General features: G+C 54.2%; 10 protein-coding genes and 1 pseudogene. 9 read left to right on the forward strand and 2 right to left on the reverse strand.

Annotation, left to right across the window (positions count from 1 at the left end):
* Nucleotides 1-166: 166 nt before the first annotated feature.
* Entirely contained in the window at nt 167-487 is a 321-nt protein-coding gene (gene rplU / locus OEV49_12125) for a 50S ribosomal protein L21 (GenBank protein MDH3891823.1), read from the reverse strand.
* 1443 nt (nt 488-1930) lie between these two features.
* On the opposite strand from rplU, the gene OEV49_12130 reads away from it, so the two are divergent.
* From OEV49_12130 to OEV49_12165, 8 genes and pseudogenes are all read left to right on the forward strand, one after another.
* Nucleotides 1931-2173 carry a hypothetical protein gene (locus OEV49_12130; GenBank protein MDH3891824.1) on the forward strand — a complete coding sequence of 81 codons (243 nt, stop codon included), beginning with the start codon at nt 1931-1933 and terminating at the stop codon, nt 2171-2173.
* Nucleotides 2174-2187: 14 nt separating this feature from the next.
* Nucleotides 2188-4851: a tyrosinase family protein gene (locus tag OEV49_12135; protein ID MDH3891825.1), complete on the forward strand. Its 2664-nt coding sequence runs from the start codon at nt 2188-2190 to the stop codon at nt 4849-4851.
* A 618-nt stretch (nt 4852-5469) separates the two neighbouring features.
* Nucleotides 5470-5625 carry a hypothetical protein gene (locus OEV49_12140; protein MDH3891826.1) on the forward strand — a complete coding sequence of 52 codons (156 nt, stop codon included), beginning with the start codon at nt 5470-5472 and terminating at the stop codon, nt 5623-5625.
* 20 nt (nt 5626-5645) lie between these two features.
* Nucleotides 5646-5733, forward strand: a pseudogene (locus OEV49_12145) (hypothetical protein).
* Nucleotides 5734-5787: 54 nt separating this feature from the next.
* Nucleotides 5788-6669: a PQQ-binding-like beta-propeller repeat protein gene (locus OEV49_12150; GenBank protein ID MDH3891827.1), complete on the forward strand. Its 882-nt coding sequence runs from the start codon at nt 5788-5790 to the stop codon at nt 6667-6669.
* A 305-nt stretch (nt 6670-6974) separates the two neighbouring features.
* Nucleotides 6975-9017, forward strand: a complete 2043-nt coding sequence (uvrB, locus tag OEV49_12155) for an excinuclease ABC subunit UvrB (protein ID MDH3891828.1) — start codon at nt 6975-6977, stop codon at nt 9015-9017.
* A 3-nt stretch (nt 9018-9020) separates the two neighbouring features.
* The gene (locus OEV49_12160; GenBank protein ID MDH3891829.1) at nt 9021-10019 is read left to right on the forward strand and encodes a hypothetical protein; all 999 of its coding nucleotides are present in this window, start codon (nt 9021-9023) and stop codon (nt 10017-10019) included.
* Between the two features lie 185 nt (nt 10020-10204).
* Nucleotides 10205-11017: a prohibitin family protein gene (locus OEV49_12165; protein MDH3891830.1), complete on the forward strand. Its 813-nt coding sequence runs from the start codon at nt 10205-10207 to the stop codon at nt 11015-11017.
* A gap of 258 nt (nt 11018-11275) precedes the next feature.
* Here OEV49_12165 and OEV49_12170 read toward each other — a convergent pair whose 3' ends face one another.
* Complete coding sequence (locus tag OEV49_12170) at nt 11276-11584, reverse strand: hypothetical protein (GenBank protein ID MDH3891831.1); 309 nt, start codon at nt 11582-11584, stop codon at nt 11276-11278.
* 758 nt (nt 11585-12342) lie between these two features.
* Here OEV49_12170 and OEV49_12175 point away from each other — a divergent pair.
* Nucleotides 12343-23202 (forward strand): T9SS type A sorting domain-containing protein, encoded by a 10860-nt coding sequence (locus OEV49_12175; GenBank protein MDH3891832.1) that lies wholly within the window; start codon nt 12343-12345, stop codon nt 23200-23202.
* The last annotated feature ends 21 nt before the right edge of the window (nt 23203-23223 follow it).

A 23223-nucleotide genomic window follows, 5' to 3' on the forward strand; every position in this document is an offset into this window, starting at 1 on the left:
CCTCAATAAAACAGTTTGTCCGGCATCGAACCATCTGTCATTGCGAGGTATCCCGTGCCCCGTGGGATGCCGCGGCAATCTCGGTGGAATCTTGCTCCATGACGAAGAGATTGCTTCGCTGCGCTCACAATGACGTTTAACATCCTCATCCAGTTAGCCGCGCTAATCAGGCCGATGGGCCGACGATCTTGTTAATCTTGATTTCTGAGTAATCCTGGCGATGTCCCTGGGTGAGGCGGTACTTGGTGCGGCGTTTCGCCTTGTACACGACGACCTTCTCACCTTTGCCGTGACCGACCACTTCGGCTTCGATCTTGGCGTTTTCGACGAACGGCTGTCCGACTTGCGAGTTGTCGCCATCGGAGATCAGCATTACTTCCTCGATATCGAACTTGTCGCCTTCACCGGCTTTCATGAGGGGAACCTGAACGGTGACTCCTTCTTCGGCCGTGTATTGAAAGCCGCCAACTTGAAAAACGGCGTACATTTGTATCCTCCAACGTAGAAGTTATTTTCCAGCTTCAATTTAAGCCACGCAAAGTAACAAAAAAGCGTGTCAAGTCAAGGCTAAACTGGCTTGCCTGTTTTTTGCCTTGGCGCCTTGTCCAAAGCCTTAAACTATCGAAGGTTGGCTGGGTTCCATTGAGGAGAGGGGGGTGGTAAACCACTTTTTTGCGCTTCGCGCGTACCTCATGGCGAGCGGAGTCGAAACCTGAAAGCTGCAGGCACTCTCGTCCGCCTTTAGCGACTGTCACCCCGGCGAAGGCCGGGGTCCATCTTCTCTTGTCAGTGGCCTGTGCGTCTCCACTGTTCCCGCTGTGTTCTGTCCTACTCTGCGGGAACTCAGTACCTCTGGCCACCGTTGCGCACAGATTGTCCGACTCCTTGGAAATACTTTGTGTAGATGTTGCATCCACACCTCTGACAAACACGTGGATTCGTCCCCAAGCCTTGACCGCAATCGGCACACCAGTACAGGAGTTTGCGAAAAGCGAAGATAAATAGCGCGATGGCAATCAAGATAAGTAAGACACCTATTAGACACGCCTCGGTGTTATCGGGTTCGAGTTGGCATCCTACGCCAATTAGGAGAACGAGAAGCCCGAGCCCAAACCTTCCACCGCTGAAAGTATACTGCTTCATAGCATCACCTCCTCACTAACATGTTCGTTTCTGGACTAAGGGCGGGTCAGGATGCTCGTTGAGATATCAAAAAAGTAGAACTGCGCTCCGCTCAAAGTTAATCTGGAAAACCAATATATGGCTCCAAGCCTTCTTACGCAACTGGCAAATTCCCTTAGCAGTCCCTGCGACTGCACTCAAGACGACATAATCAAGCCGTGACTCTCGCCCTTCGGGGCAGCAATTTCGACCTACTGGCTTTGAAATCCGGACGAACGTCCGGGCCACCCAAGACAAGAATCCCGCGGCCATAAATGGCTTTCAAGGCGCGGGATGTCGGGACCACAATCCGCCGCGGCGGACTGACCTACGGTGCACGAGATGTCGTCATTGCGAGGAGGCCACGCCATCGGCGGAGACGACGCTGCAATCTCATCCGGTGAATGAACGAAATCGCCTCGCTATCCGCCGACGGCGGGGCTCGCTTGCACTTATGGGAACTGAGGAGGGTGTGAAAATGGATCAATTGTATACTTTTTTGTGCCCGGATTCAAACACCTCTCTTTTTAGATGCGTAAAACACACGAGCGGCAAATCTACAAAGATACCTCAAGCGTTGGACACCATTTGAGCCGGCAATACCTGTCGACGTTGTCGGCGCAATGTGTCCGCTAAGGAAGGGAGTTCGACAGATCGGAGCGTTCAATTGATCCGGTCTGAGTAATTCGACCGGTACAGAGGATCGTACTCTGGCTCTGCCTGACGAGGTGACAAATGCGACCAGGAATAACAATAGGAGGACCAAGCGATGGCAAAAAAGAAAGAAGCAACACCTTATACTGAAGAGCATGAGGTTGAAGGGCATGCTGTTCAAATCAGAAAAGAAGGGGATGTAGAACGGTTGCTGGTAGACGGCATTCCGCGGCGGTTCTTTATGCGAGGCGGTGGCTATGTGCTCTATGATAATGCCTACGCAACGCCCCAGAAAACCTTGCTGGCCGCGGTGAAAGAGCAATTACAGGGGACTACCGACAAAAGTGGATCGAATTAACGGAGGGATCAAATATGTACTGCCGACAGAATTTCATTGATGTTGCAAACGACACTGACAAACTCGACCGATTAGCAGATGCACTGAATGAGCTTTATGATCGAGGTGTAATTGCAGAATTTGCCGATCAACACAATACGTTTTTCAACAATGGCATTCACTGGGTGCCACAGTTTCTTCCATGGCACCGTCATTTCTTACTCAGGCTTGAACAGGAAATGCAGGCCATTGATTCGCGAATCAGTCTGCCTTTCTGGGATTGGACGAGAGCCGATGGCCGTTCACTTGAGGCCGATCCGTGGCTTTCATTCTTCGGCGGGCGTGCGAATTCGGGCGGGCGTTTTGATCACTGGGATCTGGTCCGGACGCAACCGGAACCGACAACAAATACGCTACCAACCGTAGCCGAAATAAAAGAGGAACTGAGAAACAAGGCCAATTTCTTCGAGTATCGCGCCATTGAGTGCCAGAGTCATTTCCCGGGCCATACATGGACTGGCGGGACAATGGCCGGTGGTAGTTCACCAGCCGATCCTCTGTTCTATCTGCATCACTGTAACATCGATCGGCTGTGGGCCGTGTGGCAATTGAACAATCCCGGCGCCGAGCAGTATTCTACAGATCGGCGACCAAGCTGTGATAACACATCCATAGCGGCCGTGGCGCTCGGCGACCCGATGGTTGGAGGGGCTACACCGGAATCGATGCTGGTTCATACCGACCTTGGTTACCGCTATCCTCGTGACCTGGGTTTGGAGGTCGAAGTGGCCGGCGATTCTGACTTCGCGGGGTTCATATCAGGAGACCCCGTTGAGATCACACTTGCTACACCACAGATCATATTCAACGACGTACCGGAAGGTGATACCACCAAACGCGCAGCGCTTTTTCAAATCACTGGGTGTGGATCGCTGTTATTCGAGGTAACCAATGGTCCAACCGGGTCGTTCTCACTTTTTGAACCAGGTCCATACCCTCACCCATCCGGGTCGTTCCCGACCGACGAACTTCGGATTTGGGTGATGTTCACCGGTGGTGCGCCCGACACCATCGACCCGGGTGGAGTCATGTCTGTGGTTGCTCGGGACGATGACGGAAACGTCGTGGGAACTTTCAACGACATTCCCATTCTGGCAAACTCGGTGGCCCGCCCATCCGTTGCGGTGGCGCTGATACTCGATGAATCAGGCAGCATGTTGTCGGACGCGGGCAACAACCGTACACGGATATCCGTACTCAGGGACGCAGCGACTACTTTCGTGGATCAACTGTACGACGACAACGGTCTCACTCTGGTATCTTTTGCCAACAGTAGTGACAAACTGACCGATCTGCAGGTTGCAGGCTCACTTACATCATCGGTTCGCAATGAAGCGCGAGGTGAGATTGCCTCTCATGGCCCACCCAATAATCAGCCGTTAACCTCGATTGGCTCCGGGCTTGAGGAAGCTGCCAACATCTACGGTACATCATCTATCGCATCGGATTTCGATATCAAAGCATCGATAGTGTTCACCGATGGATACAATACAATAGCGCCGGACGTTGACGATGCTGCGGCGTTTATCAACGAACGAGTCTACGCCGTGGGCGTTGCCGACGCCGCCAACGTGAACAACGATACACTGTTCAAACTGGCCGACGACAGTGGTGGTTACACGCTCGTGACCGGTGCCATCGCCCAGGACGATGAGTTCTTGCTGGAGAAATTCTTCATTCAGATTCTGGCCGGAGTGATGAATCGCGACATCGTCAGCGATCCGGGTGGTTGGCTCACGGCCGGGCAGATAGCTCGTGTTCCTTTCCTGGTAACAAAGTCGGACATCGAGTTTGATGCTATCGCCTTGACGAGACACCCGCACTACGTGGTTGTAGGCCTGGAAACACCGGATGGTACTATAATCGATGAATCTAAAGTACCGAGTGGCGCCTACCGGGCGGGAACCAACTCGAACAGTTTCCGGATAGTCCTGCCGCTTGTGAACGAAGGTAAGGGCCACTGGGAAGGTAAGTGGAATCTGCTGCTGGCCCTGCGCTTCAAGCGGCGTGATGACGATGTCAAGCGCCGTCATGCTGGTGCGATCTCATCGACACAATTCGGAGGTACGGCATCGTTGCCTTATGAGGCCTTAGTCCACACCAGGTCGAATCTTCGACTCAGTGTGAACCTGGACCAAAGTGACATCACTCCCGGGTCGACGCTTCTGGTGCGAGCGGTGCTTTCGGAATACGGTCAGCCGCTTGAAACGCACTCCAAGGTAACAGCAACCGTAACGCGACCGGACAGAACCACTCAACAGCTATCTTTAGTCAGGTCAGCGCCCGGCGAATATGACACATCGGTAATCTCGTCGCAATCCGGTGTCTATCGGTTTCACATCAAAGCTAACGGTTTCTCCTCGCGCGGGCAGGCCTTTAGCCGAGAACACTTGCTTACAGCCGTTGTGGGACGTCCATCCGAAAAACCAGCTACGCCGCCACGAGACTACAATGCGGCTATCATTTGTGAATTGATGAAGTGTTTGACAAGCAAGAAGGTGGTCAACGAGCATTTTATACGCAAGCTGGAATCGATAGGCGTTGATTGGTTCCGACTACGAGACTGCATTGAGAAGTATTGCAGGGTCCATGATAAGAGTAGCCTGATTGACATTCTGAAGCGTTGTTCAAAAAAGTAGCGTGAATGGACCAACAGCGAAGTCGGTCCATGAAAGCAGTTCTTTCTTGTAGGTCGGGTCTCTCTTCTCTTGGAGACCTGACAAAGTGTTCTGTGGGCGGTCTGTATTCAGGTAGGTCGAAAACCCTAGCCCGAAGGGTGAGAACCACGGCTTGACCGTGTCGTCCTGAGCGCAGTCGAAGGACGGGTTTCGACATCTGCTGTCGCAAAGACAAAGCCAAAGAGTCACGCCATGCGCGTGATGTCGAAACCGCAGGGGTTTCGACCTACGGTGATGGAAAACTCGTCATTGTGGGGAAACGACGCGGCAATCTCATTGGGTAAGTGATTGAGATCGCCGCGCTCCGTACGGTCGCTGCCGATGACGAAGAAAGAGAAGATGGATTCCCGCCTACGCGGGAATGACAGCGATGTGAGCGGGAATGACACCCCTGAATGGGGATTTCACGCTTCGCGCGTTGGCGACTTCACCCCCTCGACTCCGCTCGGGGTGACAGGGCACTCCGATACTTGTAGTGGCTGAGTGACAAAGGGAGCGCGATTGACGTTCGCAGGTGAAAGAACCACTTCCCTCTCTGCTTCCACAATGCTATCTTGGGGCAGGCAGGAGGTTGTACTCATGAAAAGATCAACAGCAGTAGTGAAGTGCGTCGTCAGTTGCGTCATCGCTATTGTCTCGATAGTTGCGGCGAGCACGTTCGGGAGCGAGGCAGATACTCACATCGGCGGCGAGTGCGATCAATACGTCGACTGGACATACGCTACCGGCGGGTGAGTCTTTGTTGCGCCCGCGGTCGCGGGTGACTTGGTCTATGTCGGATCGTGCGCCGGTGTCTTCTACGCTTTCGATGCGCTTACCGGCGGACTGAGCTGGAGCTTCGATGTGTCGGGCGATGGCGCCTACGAGTTTCACAGCAATCCGCTCATTCTCGACAGCGTGGTATACTTCGGGACCGATGAGGGCAAGAGCAGCAAACAGGGTTCGTTATATGCGTTGAATAGACTAAGCGGTGAGTTGCTCTGGAAACTGAATGTCGAAAACGGTGTCCCCTCAGACCCGGCAATTCTGGACAGTCTGATATATGTAGTCAACTACGCAGGCATCCTGCTCGCCGTCAACCGAGCAACCGGTGTGACCGTCTGGGAGTTCGGCAGGGCACCGGTCGAGGAGGACAACTCGGTTTTGACAGACCTTCTGGGTGAGTCAAAACCAAAGAGGGGTCGGTCCAATCCTATGGTATTGGACAACTCGGTAATCTTCCACGGCAACCCTCAAAAACTCTACGCGGTCGACGGTCAGTCGGGCCAAGAGATTTGGTCGCACAAACTGACAGATAAGATCAGCACTCAACTGATGCTGGTCGACAACCTCGTAGCGTATGGGACGGAATCGAAAAGCATCGTCTTTGTCAACAGTGTCGACGGGACGACCGTGCGCGTATCCACCCAGCCGCTGTCGCCAAGAAGCGCGATGAAACTCCACGATGGTCGGCTGATCTATATGGGCTGTCTGGAAGAGAACGGGTCAAAGCGAGAGGTGGCGTCTATCGATCCTGACAATGGATCGGTTCACTGGACAGCGTCAATGGATGGACTGGGTGAAACGAAAGGGTTTTGGTACAGCCCGCGGATTCATGTCTGGAAGGACAGGGTGATCCTCGGTACGTCCACAGGTTTGCTGGCGGGCTACAGTGTGTCGGATGGCGCGCTTGTTTTCAGTTGCCAGTTTGGTGGGCGTATCCGAGGCATAGGGAGCCACCGGGATATTCTATATGTAGGCACTTACGGCGGTAAGCTGTATGCAATGCGGTTGGAGTAGCAGGACGTCTGGGCTACGATAGTGAAGAAAAGATGGATTCCCGCCTTCGCGGGAATGACAGAGGAGGCGCGGGAATGACAATGGCAAGGCAACAAATCGCTACTTCGCGCTATGCGCCGCGCCCGCCCTTCGACTGCGCTCAGGGTGACGAGCGCCCCGCGAAACCTAGGGACACAGGGAGCGAAGCGCAAAAGACAGGCTTGCCTGTTTTGTGATTGCCGGGCAGAAACTTTTGGATATATTGAGAGGTTGTACGTTTTACAAGGTGGATGAGTCTGACTGATCAAATAAACCAGAAGCCCGAAATGGGTGACAAAACCGACGCGGCCGGCGCGTTTCAGTTGCAGTCGACCTTTGCCCCCAAAGGCGACCAGCCGCAGGCAATCGCCGAACTGATCGATGGTCTGAAAAGGGATCAGAAACACCAAACGCTGCTTGGCGTCACCGGCTCCGGCAAAACATTCACGATTGCCAACGTGATAGCCCAGTGGGGCCGCCCTGCCCTGGTGCTGTCGCACAACAAGACACTGGCCGCGCAGCTTTTCGGTGAGCTTAAAGCCTTCTTCCCTAACAATGCAGTCGAGTTTTTTATCAGTTACTACGACTATTACCAACCGGAAGCATACATCCCAACCACCGACACTTTTATCGAGAAAGACACCTCGGTCAATGAAGATATCGACCGGCTGCGTCTGCGTGCGACAGCATCACTACTGGACCGGGAGGATGTTATAATCGTTGCTTCGGTATCGTGCATCTATGGCCTCGGCTCTCCGGAAGAGTACAAACGCCAGTTTATGATGCTCGAAGTCGGCCGGGAATACGACCGTGATGAAGTTATCCGCAAGCTGATCGAGATACATTATAATCGTAACGATATCGATTTCAGTCGCGGCAATTTCCGTGTGCGCGGCGATACGATCGAACTGATCCCGGCCTACCATGAGAACGCTTACCGTATCGAGTTCTTCGGTGATGACATCGAGAGAATCAGCGAGATCCACCCGCTGACCGGCGAGATTCTGGCTGATCGCAAAAAGCTGGCCGTCTATCCTGCCAAGCACTTTATCACCAGCCGCCCACAGCTTGATGTCGCTATCAAGCTGATCGAAGAGGAACTGGCTGTTCGTCTTGAACAGTTGCGGGCCAACAACTCGCTTTTGGAAGCACAGCGATTGGAGATGCGGACCCGATACGATCTGGAGATGCTCCGAGAGTTGGGATACTGCACGGGAATCGAGAACTACTCGCGGCATCTTACCAACCGCAAAGAAGGTGAACGACCGTTCACACTTATAGACTTTCTGGGCGACGATTTCCTGACCATTATAGATGAGTCGCACCAATCGATTCCACAGGTGCGTGGGATGTTCCACGGTGACCGTAGTCGCAAGGAAGTTCTTGTTTCGCACGGATTCAGGTTGCCATCGGCTCTGGACAACCGGCCCTTGTACTTTGAGGAGTTCGAGAATCTGGTCAATCACAGAATCTATGTCAGCGCCACACCGGCCGACTACGAACTGGAAAAATGCGAAGGAGTTGTGGTCGAACAGGTGATACGACCAACCGGCCTTTTGGACCCAATCGTAACGGTAAAGCCGCTGGCCACGCAGGTGGATGATCTGCTGGAACAGATCAAGCAACGTAAAGCCACCGGCGAACGAGTGCTCGTTACCACTTTGACCAAACGAATGTCTGAGGACTTGACCGATTATCTCAGCAAAGCCGGAGTGCGAGTGAGATACCTGCACTCGGAGGTTGCTTCGATCGATCGTACCGAGATAATTCGGGATCTGCGCTTGAAGGCGTTCGACGTGTTGATCGGCGTGAACCTATTGCGTGAAGGGCTCGATTTGCCGGAGGTATCGCTGGTGGCGATTCTGGATGCCGACAAAGAAGGCTTTCTGCGTTCGGCTCGGGCCTTGATACAAACAGCCGGCCGTGCGGCTCGCAACAAGAACGGCGAGGTGATCTTCTACGCCGACAAGATCACCAACTCCATGCGCAAGGCTATAGATGAAACCGAACGTCGGCGCAAGAAGCAGCTTGGGTACAACCAGGAGCACAACATCCAGCCGGAGACGATTTTCAAGACGCGCGACGAAATCCTCCGGGCAACCCGGTTTGCCGACTCCAAAACAGTGGAAGAAGAGACGGTGGAAAAACCGTCGAATTTTGCCCAAATGGGAACCGAGGATCAGCTTGCGTTCATGATGACGGCGATGAAAAAGGCGGCCGACAACCTGGATTTTGAGACCGCTGTCCTGTTGAGAGATGAGATCACCCGTATAAAAGAAGAAATGAAAAAAAGCGCGGCAAAAAATGAGCCTCGCAGACTTGGTCCGTGAAACATGAAAACTGATTATACAAAATTCGGCCGCCGGGCAGCCAGAAGGCTCGTCCTGACGGCAATTGTGGGGCTGTTGAGTTTACCTGTGTTGACCACCAACTGCCGGGACAAACCAACCGTCGAGGACACCAACGATCATTTGGAACTGATCAGATATATTGAAAGCAACGAAGACGGGCGTTACCTGTTTCGGACCGACAGTGTGATTTTCGATTATCCTTATACCAAACCGGGTCGACCCGGGGTGGTCTTTCGCGACAGCCTGGACTCGGTAGGTCGACGCTACTTTACGGACATTCCAAACTATTGGGAGGTCAAAGATTTTGGAGCGCCGTTTGGAGTTGTGGACGATGCCGAAGTAAAAGTCACGGATGTCTTTTACATTCGCATAGTCGGTGACTCCGCGACAAGTGACTCCACTTCAGTCGCGCTGATTCCTCGCTATCAGCAGCGTGTGCTGCATCGATGGGCCTATTTTTTGAGATTCCGCCAGGACAGTGATGCTTATGCCGGCTGGCTGATGCACGGCTACAATGGCGGTATTCCGCACGAGGAACAATTCATGGAGATCATCAAATCCAACGGTGACAGGTTTCCCGGGGACGGGCGGGATTACAACCACATTCGGTACCTCGTGACCATTACAATAGAACATCGAGGCGATGACGGTGTGCTGGATTCGACCACAGACTCGACTTGGGGCCAACAATCTAATCAGGCCTACGTGTTGGTGTCAGATATAGAGCGGATCGCCAAAGGTGATCGGTTAATTGTCAGGACACTGGATCCCTGGAGCGACTCTCCTTACATGATTGTATCCGCCGAAGATGACATTGGTCCTGTCTACCGCCTTATGCATCGCCCGGAGACAGGTCATTACGTCGACACCATAAGGTCGCCTATGAACTCCGACAGAATCTGGAACACGATCAACTTCTTTGGGTTTCGGCTTCCTGACCGGCCCGGCGGTATTTGGTGCGTCCCGTACCGCGTGCAGTAGGCTAAGGCTATCCGGGGGCGCTCGGTTTCTCTTGTAGTTCGATACCCCTGACCCGAGGGGTCGCCTGGCGACAACTGTCGGAGAAACCGGCACACCGATTTTTGTTGAATATCAGTTAAGGGGCAGGGTACTTACGCAGAAGAAACAAGAGTATCGAGTGTTTTTGAAATTACTAAGGAGGTCACATGTCCAAAACTCAACGCATGTTCTTGCCGCTGGTGTTGATTGCTCTGTTCGCAGTCGGCATGGTAGGTTGTGGATCGCAAATCCCATCCGGTCATCGCGGCGTGTTCTATTACAAATTCGGAGGGGGAACCGAGCTCGGCAAGATCTACGATGAAGGCTTTATCTGGCACCTGCCGTGGAACAGCATGTTCGTCTACAAGACCCAGCTTCAGGAAAACAAAGAAGGGCTGACCGTGCTGTCCTCGGATGGCGCCACCATTCAGCTAGAGGTGTCAATACTGTATCGACCGCTGGCCAATCACATCGACTCGCTCCAGGTTTCTATCGGACCGAACTACTATAATGTCTCGATAGCACCATCGATTCGGACAATTGCCCGAACCGTGGCCGGGCGGTACAAACCGGAGGAGATTTACTCGACCAAACGTGAGGAGATGGGAGCCGCGATTGTCTCTGAGATGCAGGCGGCCATGGCCGACAAGTTCCTTGAGATTGAGAACGTGCTGATCCGGGATGTAAAGATTCCGGCTAAGATCACCGAGGCGATCAACTTCAAACTGACCGCCGACCAGGAAGCACAACGGAAGATGTTCGAGATTGAAAAGGAGAAACTGGAGGCCGACCGAAAACGGGTCGAGGCGAAGGGTATCGCCGACTTCCAGAAGATTGTCGCGACCGGTATCACGCCATCATACTTGAAATGGAAGGGTATCGAGGCTACTTTAACGCTGGCTGAGTCCCAGAATTCCAAGGTGGTCATAATCGGTAGCGGCAAAGACGGCATGCCGCTGATTCTGGGTGGTGACAAGTAGGCGACCAAGAGGTCACCAACTGCACAATGTTGTAGGGCAGGATCCCTGCGATCCTGCCTTGCAAACGTCATGCTGAGCGGAGTCGAAGCATGAGCATGTAGGGCGGGTCCGTCTTCGCCTGCGCGCCGCGGCGTGAACCCGCCATTGCGTGGTGTTGGGCAACCTCGCCCGACACAGGGAAGCCTGACCTTTGTTCTTCGCGTGCTTAAGTGATGTGCGGCGAAGCCATAGTACCCATTTATGGGCGGCTTGACCGGCCTACCTAACCAGCACCATCTTTTTCGTTTGGGTCCTCTCCCCCGCTTCGACTCGATAAAGATATATTCCGCTGGCCACCGACAGACCCGAACCATCGGTCCCATCCCAGGACACACTTGCGTTGAACTTGGCGGTTGTGTGAGTGACAGAGTAGGTCGGCCATTCGGACGAGTTTGCCGAGGCGGCTTGACCGACCGAAAGGCCGGCTTGTGGTTTGGCGTTCGGAGGTGGACGGTCCTCGGTCGCTGCCATAACCGGGCGGCCATGAACAATGAACATCAGCAGCGCCAAGTACCGGACTGTCTTCATCAAACCTCCCAGTATCCACAATATACCCTGCGACCGGCAATCCTGCCAGCCCAAACTTAAGTCAGTGTTGACGAACCTGCCGATTGCCGGGTCGGGGATTGATCCTGTGGCGGACATGACCTGACGCAACCATGTTTGGAGACTCTATCAACAAGCCCTTCGGGGCTTGTTGCAAACCCACTGCGCCGTCAGGTGACGTGCCTTGCGGTGGAGGTGCTGTAAGGCGACTCGCCAGACAGCCAGTGGGTTGGACGGCAGGTGTCGGGCGGAGTCGCCCAACACCACCCACGATATGGACCTTCATCAACAAGCCCTTCAGGGTACGTTGCGGCAGTGTCATCGGCTGTTGAATTGCTGCACAGATGGTGTGAGGGCTGCTTGAGGCACAAACTGATAAACCACCTTCACAATAACGGCAGAGCGCTGCATTTAGACTTTATGGAACCCTGCAACTACCAGCACTTTAACAGATTACCGGCTTGGCCTGGTTCTTGCGTCGTAGGGCCCTGAGACCTTTGTGTATTGACTTATAAGCCGAAAAGGCTATATTGTGATGCTTGAGAAACTAAGCTGGAGTACTACATTAGCTTACTACGAATTGTCACACGAATTGTGTAGGAGCTTAGCAAAAGAAAATGATGCGCTTCTTGGGGGCATGTCGCCCCAAGTGCAAATACAAGGTGGTTGTATATCCACGATCCCCTATCGTGGACGAGATCGCTCCATTGCGATTTCGTGAACTCTTTTGGAGGAATTCAATGATACGATCGAGGTGTCAGAACATACTGTTCATAACGATCGGTTTGATCTTACTTGCACTGCCGGCCTTTGCCGGTGATGGAGCCCTTCCCTCTGTTGATGGCGGCACGCCTCCCGGCGGCAATGGTACGGCCGTCATGCCGACCAGTCTGGTGGCACAGTCCCACGGTCGACAGATCGGCGATACAGTTGTCATAGACGGAACCGGTTTTGACGCCGGTGAAACTGTCTCCATAAAGATATCCCACGGAGACAATCCCGCCAACACAGGGCCGGAGTACGACTCGTTTGAAATAACTGCCGCTCCGGACGGTACGGTAAGAGCGGATTGGGTGATCAGTAACCCTGAGACTGTCTGGCAACCGCTGCTGTTCACAGCTACCGGGGCCAGTTCCAGCCAGTCGGCCAGCACGCTGCTGTCTGAGATCGGTTCAAGGATCACAATCATATCCATACCTGAAGTCATTGTACGAGATTCCACATTCGAAGTATCGGTGTCGCTGGAAGAGGATTGCTGCGACAGTTGTATGACTCCCTTGCCGGGCCGATTGGTAGAGTTCTATATTCACGAGGAACCGTGCGGCGTACCTATCGGCGGCACCCCCGCAGCGACAGCCATCACTGATGCCAACGGCATCGCCACAGCCAGTTTGATTCACTATGATGTCGGAGAGTTTACTTTAGGCGTCAAGTATTGGGGCGAGGACCAGCCGACTGAACAGGAGCCGCCAAACTCTGCCTGTTTCCCTGAAGAGCGGGTGAAAATCCTGGCTTCGATTGACTGCACCTATTTGGAGATTATCCACCATCCGGTTTTGATATCATGCCCACCCGGTCACCTGGGTGAGTTCTTTGTTTGTGCCGGTGAGACCGTTTGTATGCCCACCGACTTGTTCCATGAAGGCGCGGGCGGGTTGGTGTTTTCGCTCAGCCCGGACAGTCCGGGTACAATCGATCCGGTGACCGGAGAAATCTGCCTGACCCCGGACACTTCAGGTATCTACGGTGTCCTGGTAATCGCCACCGACTCTATCGGCCAGACCGATGATTGCAACGCCGAATTTACAATTGAGATGAATAGCGCGCCTGCTGTTACCCTTGGCGATGACCTGCTGTTGGGTCCCTGCTATCCGCAACAGATTTGCCTCCCGGTGGATGTTCTGGATGTTGACCAGAACATTGTCAACCTGTCTGCCAATATTGGAACGCTTGGTGAAGGCGAAGTCTGTATCGATATCGAAGAGGCCGGCGTGTACGAATTAATCGTTGAGGTGGTCGATGAATGCGGCGAGACCGACACCGACACGCTGGTTATCACGGCCGACCAGGGTGAGCTTCCATACGTTGACCTGGGCGAGGATTTCGACAGGTTCCTCTGCGGACCGGATCAGGTCTGTATCGATGTAAGTACTATAGAAGTCTATCAGTCTCTTACCACCAGTCTCGGCACCTTTGATTTGGAAACGGGTCAGGTTTGTGTCGATGTTAATCAAGACGGTTCTTATGAAGTGATTGTCGCGGTCACGGATACCTGTGGACAGACCGTGACCGACACGGTTGTCTTCAGTATTACCCTCAACCAGGCGCCCAGTGTAATCGCTTCGGCTGATACGACTGTATACCCTTGCTACCCCAAGTCGATTTGTTTGCCGGTTTCGATAGAGGATGCCGATGGGAATATTGTCGAAATCAGTTCAAGTCTTGGCACTGTCAGTGAGGGATCTCTCTGTCTCGACATCCCGCAGGCGGGATCATACGAAGTTATTATAGAGGCCACCGACGAGTGCGGCGAAACCGATGCCGACACCGTTGTCATAACCGCCGATCCCGGCGAGACACCCTTTGTAACTCTGCCGGACGATTTCGACACGCTGCTCTGCGGCGACGAGACGATTTGTGTCGATGTCGCTACCATAGCCGGCTACGCTTCTGTGACGACCAGTCTTGGCACCTACGACCCGACCACCGGTCAGGTTTGCTTCACCCCCCAGAGCGCCGACCTGTATCGCCTGGTCGTCGAGGTCACCGACACTTGCGGCAACTCAGCCTCCGACGAGATCAACATTCGGGTCTCAATGAACAAGCCGCCGACGATATCGGCGGTGTCGGATACTTCTTTCTACCTCTGTTTCCCGCAAGCGATATGTCTGCCGGTGAACATCGATGACCCCGATAACAATATTGTCGGTGTTTCCACCAGCCTGGGCTATTACGATAACGGCCTGGTCTGTTTCACGCCGTATTCCAGCGGCACATACGAAATCGCTGTGACCGTTACCGACGAATGTGGCGAAAGTGCCTCGACCACGATCAACCTGACCATCATGACCGATCAGGACATCGCTATCGAGTGTCCCAATGACACATCGTTGTCCGTATGCGTAAAAGACACCGTCTGCATACCACTGGCCGGGATACCCGAGTCTGAATATGTCACTGTCGATATATGGGGCCTTAACGCCTGGTATGATCAGGCTAATCACGCCGTTTGTTTCTATACCGAATGTTCCAACCAGAGCTCGATTGAGATCATGGTCAACACACCGTGCAGCACCTACACCTGCGAATTCGATGTCCAGGTGGAATGCAATGTTGACCCGCTGGTGCTGCTGCCGCCTGATACTACCATGATGCTCTGCGACTCCGACAGCATCTGCCTGCCGGTCGGAATAAGCGACCCGAATAACAATCTGGCCGAAATCTCGGTCGAGGGCGGCACGTATGATCCGACAACCGGACTCGTCTGTTTCTTTGCCGATACTGCCGGTACCTACAAAATCACGGTGATCGCCTTTGACGATTGCGGCGCCGAAGCCTGGGATATTGTCTACGTGACGGTCGACTTCAACTCGGCTCCCGTCTGCAACGTCCCCGCCGATACGAGCATCTTCTACTGTGGCACCATGGATATTTCGCTGCCGGTGTCGGGCACGGACGTCGACGGTAATTTGACCGGCTGCACGATCAAGAGCGGCCCCGGACAGCTTGTCGACGGCCTGTGGACCTACACGCCAACCGGTGACGAGACTGTTACCGTAACCATAGAATGCACCGACGAGTGCGGCGCCGCTTGTGAGAGTTCATTCACCGTAAGTTTCGACAAAAACCAGCCGCCGGCGGTGGCCTGTGTTGATTTTCTCGAACCGGTTTTCGTCTGTGATCTGAATAACGAAATCTGTGTCAATGGTTTCGGCGCAATCGACGAGGACGGTAACCTCGACACTATGTGGGTGACTGTCAACGGCGTCGATTACCCAGTCGTGGACAACGGCATCTGCTTCGTACCGACCGAAGGCAGTAACAACATGATTCTGTACGCCGTTGACGATTGCGGCGATACCAGTTGGTGCGACGCTGTGGTCGAGGTTATTGTCAACAGTGCACCGACCTGCCTGCTGCCCGACGATACGACCCTGTTCATTTGTGACCAGGTGGAGCTATGTTTTGATCTGGTAGCGGAAGATATTGACGGCAACCTCTCAGGCTGGGAACTGATCTCCGGTCCCGGCGCTATCAACGGCGACCAGTGGTGCTACGATGCTACGACATCGGAAACTGTCACAGTGACGGTCCGTGGCTTGGATTCCTGCGGTGCCTATTGCGAAAAGACATTTACCGCAACTATCCAGGCCAACCGGGCGCCCGAGGTTGTTTGCCCGGAGTTCCCCGATCCGATATTCGTGTGTGATCTGTCCGAGATATGTCTGGACGGCTTTGTGGCGTCCGATCCCGATGGCAACCTGGATTCGGTGGTCGTGACTGTAAACGCTATAGTGGTACCCTCCGACCAGGGGCGGATTTGCTTCACTCCTCAGGAAGGACCGAACCACATCACGTTTTCCGCGCTCGATTCCTGTGGGGCGGTGTCCCGATGCGAGACAATGGTGGTGGTTGCGCTCAATAGCCAGCCTACATGCATTGTCCCCGATGATACGACAATCTTCCTGTGTGATCTGACCGAGATCACACTACCGGTCACCGCCGCCGACATCGACGGCAACCTGGTCGCTTGCACGATTGTTGACGGACCCGGTCAGATTGTGAACGGTATGTGGACCTACACACCCGGCGGTGATGAGACTGTTACCGTGACCGTACAATGCACCGACGAATGCGGCGCTACTTGCGAGAGTTCGTTCACTGTCGATTTCTCACTGAACAAGCCGCCGGTCGTCGCTTGCGGAGATTTCTTTGAACCTATGTTCCTCTGCGAACTTGAGGAAATCTGTCTCAACGCTTTCGGAGCCATCGATCCCGACGACAACCTTGAATCGGTGTGGGTCACTGTTAACGGTGCCGATTATCCGGTGGTTGAAGGCAGTATCTGCTTTGTGCCGGTCGAAGGCACCAACCTGATGACCCTGTACGCGGTCGATGCTTGTGGCGACACCTCCGCTTGTGGCACTTCGGTTGACATCGTGTTGAATACGGCGCCGACCTGCCTGATGCCCACCGACACCACTCTTTGGAATTGCGGACCGGTGCAACTCTGTCTACCGTTGATGGCCGAAGATACCGATGGTAACTTCTCTGGTTGGGAGTTGATCTCAGGTCCCGGCAGCATTGTCGATAGTTCCTGGTGCTACACTCCTCAGGGTACGGAAACCGTCAGCGTTGTCGCTCGCGCTCTTGACTCATGCGGCGCCTATTGTGACCAGACGTTTTCGGTAACATTCGACCTCAATTCGCCGCCTGAGTTAACGTGTCCCGATGACACTACAATAGCTGCCTGTAACAACAGCGTGATCTGCATCGGTGATTTCCTAGTCGTCGACCCTGATGACAACCTGGAGACGGTCACGGCCACCCTCAACGGCCAGCCGATTACCATGACCGGCGCGACTATCTGTTTCACACCGATAGACGGCGACAACGTATTATCGGTCACGGCCATCGATGCCTGTGGCGCCGAGGCCAGTTGCGAAACAAATGTTACTGTCAACATCAACGAGCCTCCTGTCTGTTATCCGCCAAATGACACGGCTATTGCTCTTTGTGAACCTGAAGAAATCTGTCTTCCGGTATCGGCGTTCGATCCTGACGGCAATTTCGATCATTGCGAAGTAGTCTCCGGAGTTGGGGAAATCGTCGACGGCTATTGGTGTTTCACGCCCGACAAAGCGATCGGCGGAGTGATCACGATTCGTTGCTTCGATAGTTGCGGCGCTTACTGTGAGACCGAGTTTACGGTTGATATCGAACTTAACGAACCACCGATTATATATGACCGCGGGATTGCAGCGGCTTTGTGCGAGATTGGCCAGGTCCGTGAAGTAGGCGCTATCGGCTTCGATCCCGACGGTGACCCGTTGACCTTCATCCTGCTTGATGGACCGGGTACTATAAACTCAGAGACCGGCTTGATCACCTATTACCCCGACACTTCCGGCGTCTACACATTTGAGGTGGCCGCCTACGACACTTGCGCGGGCGATACCGGTTTCGTCTGGGATACTATCAGTATCAACACGCCGCCAGAACTGATCACATTTGATTCCACCATTCAGGTGTGCGGCATTGCCCAGGAAATCTGTTTCGACGTTATCGGCAGCGATCCTGATGGTGATGTGATCACAATTACTCAGGAATCCGGCCCGGGCGTCTTTACGATTCTAACCGACAGTTCCGGGCAGACTTGTTTTATGCCTGAAGATGTCGACAGCGCCACTTACGTCTTCACCTATTGTGTAACCGATCCTTGTACCGGTGCGAAAATCACCAGCGAGATCTGTCCCGAGTGTCCGCCCTGCATACCGGACACTATCAGGATTACGGTGCTGCGCAATCGCCCCCCGGTGGTCGTATGTCCCGACCCGCAGCGGTTCTCCATCTGTGAACCGGAGACGCTCTGTTTCGATTTCAACCCCGGCGATCCGGAACTACAGCAACTGTCGGTGAACATTCTTTCCGGCAACGCCGTCTATGACAACGGCAGCATCTGTTTCGACGCCGTAGGTTCCGATCAGTTCGATATCGTTATAGAAGTTGTCGATGATTGCGATGCCAGCGACACCTGTATAGTCCCGGTGACAATCGAAGGCAACTATGCACCGGTCGTTTCATCGGCCGATGATTTCGAGAAGTTCCTGTGTGAGCCGTCGGAGATTTGTTTCGATGTTGCCGTCTCGGATATTGATCAGGACATTGCTACGATTACCACCAGTTTCGGAACGTACAATCCGGATACCGATCAACTCTGTTTCTACGCCGACACCGCCGGCAGCTACATCATCATCGTAACAGCGACAGATTCCTGCGGAGCTTCAACGTCTGATACGACTACAGTAACGGTGGAATTGAACGAGGCGCCCTATGTCGACGCCGGTGACGATTTCGAAATCGGTCTGTGCGGACTCACCCAGGTTTGTTTCGACCTGACTGTTGGTGACCCCGATGGTAACCTGGTCACGATCCTTTCGAGTATGGGTACGTATGATCCGCTAACCGGCCAAGTCTGTTTCGATGTCGAGTACGACGGTACCTACGAACTTATTATTGAAGCTACCGATGAATGCGACGTGACGGCCGTCGACACTGTCCATGTGACGGTAACGTCCGGCGCCCCGCCATTTGTCGATCTGGGCGCCGACTTAGACCTCGGCCAATGTGAGCCGCGCGAAGTTTGTGTTGATGTCAATACGATTGACGTTTTCCAGTCGCTGACCACGACCCTTGGCGTCTATAACGAAACTACATCGCAAATCTGTTTTACCCCGGAAGGCGGCGGCGAGTACACTATGATCGTCACTGTGGTGGACTCCTGCGATCAAATGGCTGCGGACACAGTTAACATTTTGGTCGGCACCAACCGTCCGCCCATCGCCACCGGCATGCCGGACAGCACGGTCTACCTGTGCTATCCGCAGACCATCTGTCTGCCGATTGAAATCTCCGATCCCGACGGCAACATTCAGAGTATTAATGTGACCGGCGGTTCCTACAACGACGGCCAGGTCTGTTTCACACCATACGATAGCGGCACTTTCGAGATTATCGCCACGGTCACCGACAGTTGCGGTGAGACCGATGCCGACACCGCCTATGTTACGATCCGGACCGATCAGGGCATCCAGATTGTATGCCCCAACGATACTACCATATTCACCTGCGTGGGTGACACATTCTGTCTGCCCATCGGCGGGATTCCGGAAATTGCGGAAGTTAACGTGACGGGGATCAACACCTGGTTTGACGAGGAACTGCAAAGCATCTGCTTCTACTCCGAGTGTGGCAATACCAACAACGTAACCGTCGAGGTCACCACGCCGTGCGGCAGTCACAGTTGCAGCTTTACGGTAGTAATCGAGTGCAACCACGATCCGCTGGTGCTGCTGCCGCCGGACACGACTATGATGTTCTGTGGATCATCGGAGGTCTGTGTGCCGGTGGGTGTCTACGATCCGGACGGCAACCTGGTCGACGTAACCGTCGAAGGCGGACTGTACGATCCGCTTCACGGTCAGGTCTGCTTCAACGCCGACACCGCCGGTGAGTATACCATCGTTGTAACCGCCATAGATGAGTGCGGCGAGTTGGATTCCGATTCGATCAACGTTACCATTGAGTTCAACACGCCGCCGGTCATAATCTACGAATGGGCCGACAGTGTTATAGCCACCTGCGTTCCCGAAGTCTGTGTGCCGATTTCGTTCGGTGATGCCGAGGACAACCTGGTGGAAGTATTGACTGATGTTGGCTACTATGACGAATCTACCGGCGAGATCTGTTTCGTTGCCGAAACTTCCGGCCAGTACTGTGTCAGTGTTATTGCTATCGATGACTGCGACCTGGCTGATACGCTCAACGCCTGTGTGACCGTCGACATCGGTGAGTACGTACAGATCACCTGTCCCGAAGATACCGTGCAAGCCGAGCCGATCTGCGGCCCTGAAACTGTTTGCGTGCCGCTTGATATCATCGGCAACAACTACACGATCACAACATCATTCGGCAGCTACGCAGAAGGTGAACTGTGCTTCCAGGCCGACACTGCGGGAATCTATGAGATTACCGTCATCGGTACGGCCGACTGTAACAGCGATACCTGCGACATTCTGGTGAAGGTCATTATTCCGGATGAAGCAACGATCGCCTGTCCGGCCGATACCGCGCAGCTATTCTGCGGTCCCGATACACTGTGCTTTGACTTTACCGTATCGGCCGCCACGACCAGCGTGGCTGTCTCGGAACCGGCCTATTTGAGTGAAGGCATGGTCTGCGTACCGGTTCTCGAACCGGGTACGATAGAGGTTACGATGATTGCATCGTCCAACTGCAACGCCGACACCTGCGCTTTCACGGTAACGGCAACCTTCAACAGCCCGCCGTCGGTCGTGACAGGTCCCGACACTACCCTGACGGTGTGCGAACCTTATGAGGTTTGTATTCCGTTCACCGCCGACGACCCGGATGATAATATCATAGAGATTTCATCCACGCACGGTGACATTATCGACAACGAAGTCTGCTTCACCCCGGACGGTTTCGGTATTCATGAGGTCATCGTCTCGGTGCGTGATGCTTGCGGTGAAGCTGCCTACGATACTACTTTCGTGAATGTCCTGTCGGGCGGGTCACCGCTGATCGTCTGTCCGCCGACTACGGTGTTTGACACCCTTTGTGGTCCGGACTCAATTTGCATCACCATGCCGATCAGTCCTGCCAACGCGGAAGTTACGATCTCGCCCAATGGTTCATACAATCCCCAAACCGGCGCAATATGTGTTTATATCGACCAGACCGGTCTGTATAGCATCATGGTCACGGCCGAGGCTCAGTGTGGCATTGATACCTGCGTCTTCGATCTTGACGTACAGATTCCCGAGGCGCCGGTGGTATCTTGTCCTTCGAATGTCGATACGCTGCTCTGCCTGACCGAGCCGGTGGAACTTTGCTACCCGGTCTCGGCAACCGGGACCGATATCACTATTTCCGTGTCTTCGCCGGCTGTCTACTCAAACGGCCAGGTCTGTCTGCCGATTGAAGAACCGGGCACCCATGAAGTGACGGTGATCGCCACCGGTCGTTGTGAGGCGGATACCTGCACCACAACAATCAACGTCACGGCCGATCAGCCGCCTGAGCTATTCCTGCCGCAGGAGACGCTCACCTTTGACCGCTGTATCGATGATACGACCTTGATCTGCATTGATGGCATCTACGCCACCGACTTGGAAGGCGGGTTCACTCTGTCGCAGGTCTGCGGACCCGGCGATTTTGAACTGGTCACCGATGACTCAGGCAGGGTCTGCTTCCTGCCCGATGCCTTCGGACTCATCGAGTTCTGTTTTGAAGTCGACGACGGCTGCAACATCACCGATGGTTCCTTCTGGGTCGATATTCAGGAATTGCCGGACTGTGATGTCTGTGTCCGGATGTCTCTCAATAGTCATGAGTGTACGCCGGTGGGATTGATCAAGACGGTCGATCTGATGATCGAAGCTCGCGAGTACCTGGGTGGATTCGACGTCCTGTTGGCCTACGACGCATCGGTGATGGCTTTCACCTTCGCCACTATCGAAGGTTCTGCGGTCGACGGCTGGGAGTATTTCGAGTATCGCATAGGCGCCGCCGATTGTGGCCAGTCCTGCCCCTCGGGCCTGATTCGCTTTGTTGGTATCGCCGATATCAACAATGGTCCGCACCATCCGCCGCCGGACAGTCGACTGCCCCATGGTGTCCTGGTCGAGATGCAGTATCAGGTGGCCAATGACCAAAACCTGGGCGACCAGTTCCTGCCGATCAATTTCGCCTGGTACTCATGCGCCGACAACGCCTTCTCCGACACCTCAGGTAACGACCTGTTTGTGGACGTGCGCATCTTGAACGCCGAGGGCGGCATGATCTGGGATGAGTTGGACGACGTCAATTATCCCGAAGAATCCCGCCCCTTCGGGCTGGGCACGCGCGATGAGTGTTTTGGCGGCGGTAAAGTCGATCCAATCCGCTGCGTCGAATTCATCAACGGTGGCATCTGCGTCATCCACCCGGATTCAATTGACGATCGCGGCGACATCAACCTTAACGGCGTCCCCTATGAGATTGCCGACGCTGTGGTCTTCTCCAACTACTTCATTCATGGATTGGTCGTCTTTGTCGAAAACCTGGCCGGACAGATCGCCGCAACCGATGTCAACGCCGACGGTGTGACCCTCAGTGTGGCCGACCTGGTCTTGCTCATCCGGGTAATCGTAGGTGACGCCGATCCCATACCGAAACTGAATCCGTACCCCGAAGACCTGATTGTGTCGACTGAGGCGCTCGATGGACGATTGAATATCTCGACCGATGCCGTCAGTAACATTGGTGCCGCTTACTTCGTCTTTGATGTCGAACCCGGTACCGAAATAGAACAGCCCTCCCTGGCCGGCGCCGCCGACGACATGGACCTGTTGTACACCGTCGTTGACGGGGAACTCCGTGTGCTGATCTACAATCTGGGTACCAACCGGATTGAAGCGGGCGAGCATAGCCTCATTGAGATTCCCTTCTCAGGCGAGGCCGGACCGATTCTGAAGAGTCAGGAAATCGTCGACTACCATGGCCGTCCATACAACTGTGTCGGCAAGGGTGGCGCCTTGCCCACCGACTTTGGGCTGTCGCAAAACTACCCCAACCCGTTTAATCCGGCCACGACGATCAGTTTCTCGACACCGCAGGCGACAGCCTGGACCCTGCGAATCTACAACGTTACCGGCGCGCTGGTCCGTAGTTTCGAAGGTCAGGCCAATGCCGGCCACCAGTCGGTCACCTGGGATGGCCTCGATAGTCACGGTTCGGCATCGGCATCCGGTGTTTATTTCTATCGCCTCGATGCCGGCAGTTTCAACGATACCAAGAAGATGATTCTCTTGAAATAAAAGACCCACCTTGTATTTTGC

The sequence above is a fragment of the Candidatus Zixiibacteriota bacterium genome, from assembly GCA_029860345.1.
GTDB lineage: Bacteria > Zixibacteria > MSB-5A5 > GN15 > FEB-12 > JAJRTA01.

Bases quoted from the DNA above. Each gene is read 5' to 3' on its own strand.
- rplU (MDH3891823.1), bottom strand. From the start codon at position 487: ATGTACGCCGTTTTTCAAGTTGGCGGCTTTCAATACACGGCCGAAGAA.
- OEV49_12160 (MDH3891829.1), top strand. From the start codon at position 9,021: ATGAAAACTGATTATACAAAATTCGGCCGCCGGGCAGCCAGAAGGCTC.
- OEV49_12140 (MDH3891826.1), top strand. From the start codon at position 5,470: ATGAAAAGATCAACAGCAGTAGTGAAGTGCGTCGTCAGTTGCGTCATC.
- OEV49_12175 (MDH3891832.1), top strand. From the start codon at position 12,343: ATGATACGATCGAGGTGTCAGAACATACTGTTCATAACGATCGGTTTG.
- OEV49_12135 (MDH3891825.1), top strand. From the start codon at position 2,188: ATGTACTGCCGACAGAATTTCATTGATGTTGCAAACGACACTGACAAA.
- uvrB (MDH3891828.1), top strand. From the start codon at position 6,975: ATGGGTGACAAAACCGACGCGGCCGGCGCGTTTCAGTTGCAGTCGACC.
- OEV49_12165 (MDH3891830.1), top strand. From the start codon at position 10,205: ATGTCCAAAACTCAACGCATGTTCTTGCCGCTGGTGTTGATTGCTCTG.
- OEV49_12170 (MDH3891831.1), bottom strand. From the start codon at position 11,584: ATGAAGACAGTCCGGTACTTGGCGCTGCTGATGTTCATTGTTCATGGC.
- OEV49_12130 (MDH3891824.1), top strand. From the start codon at position 1,931: ATGGCAAAAAAGAAAGAAGCAACACCTTATACTGAAGAGCATGAGGTT.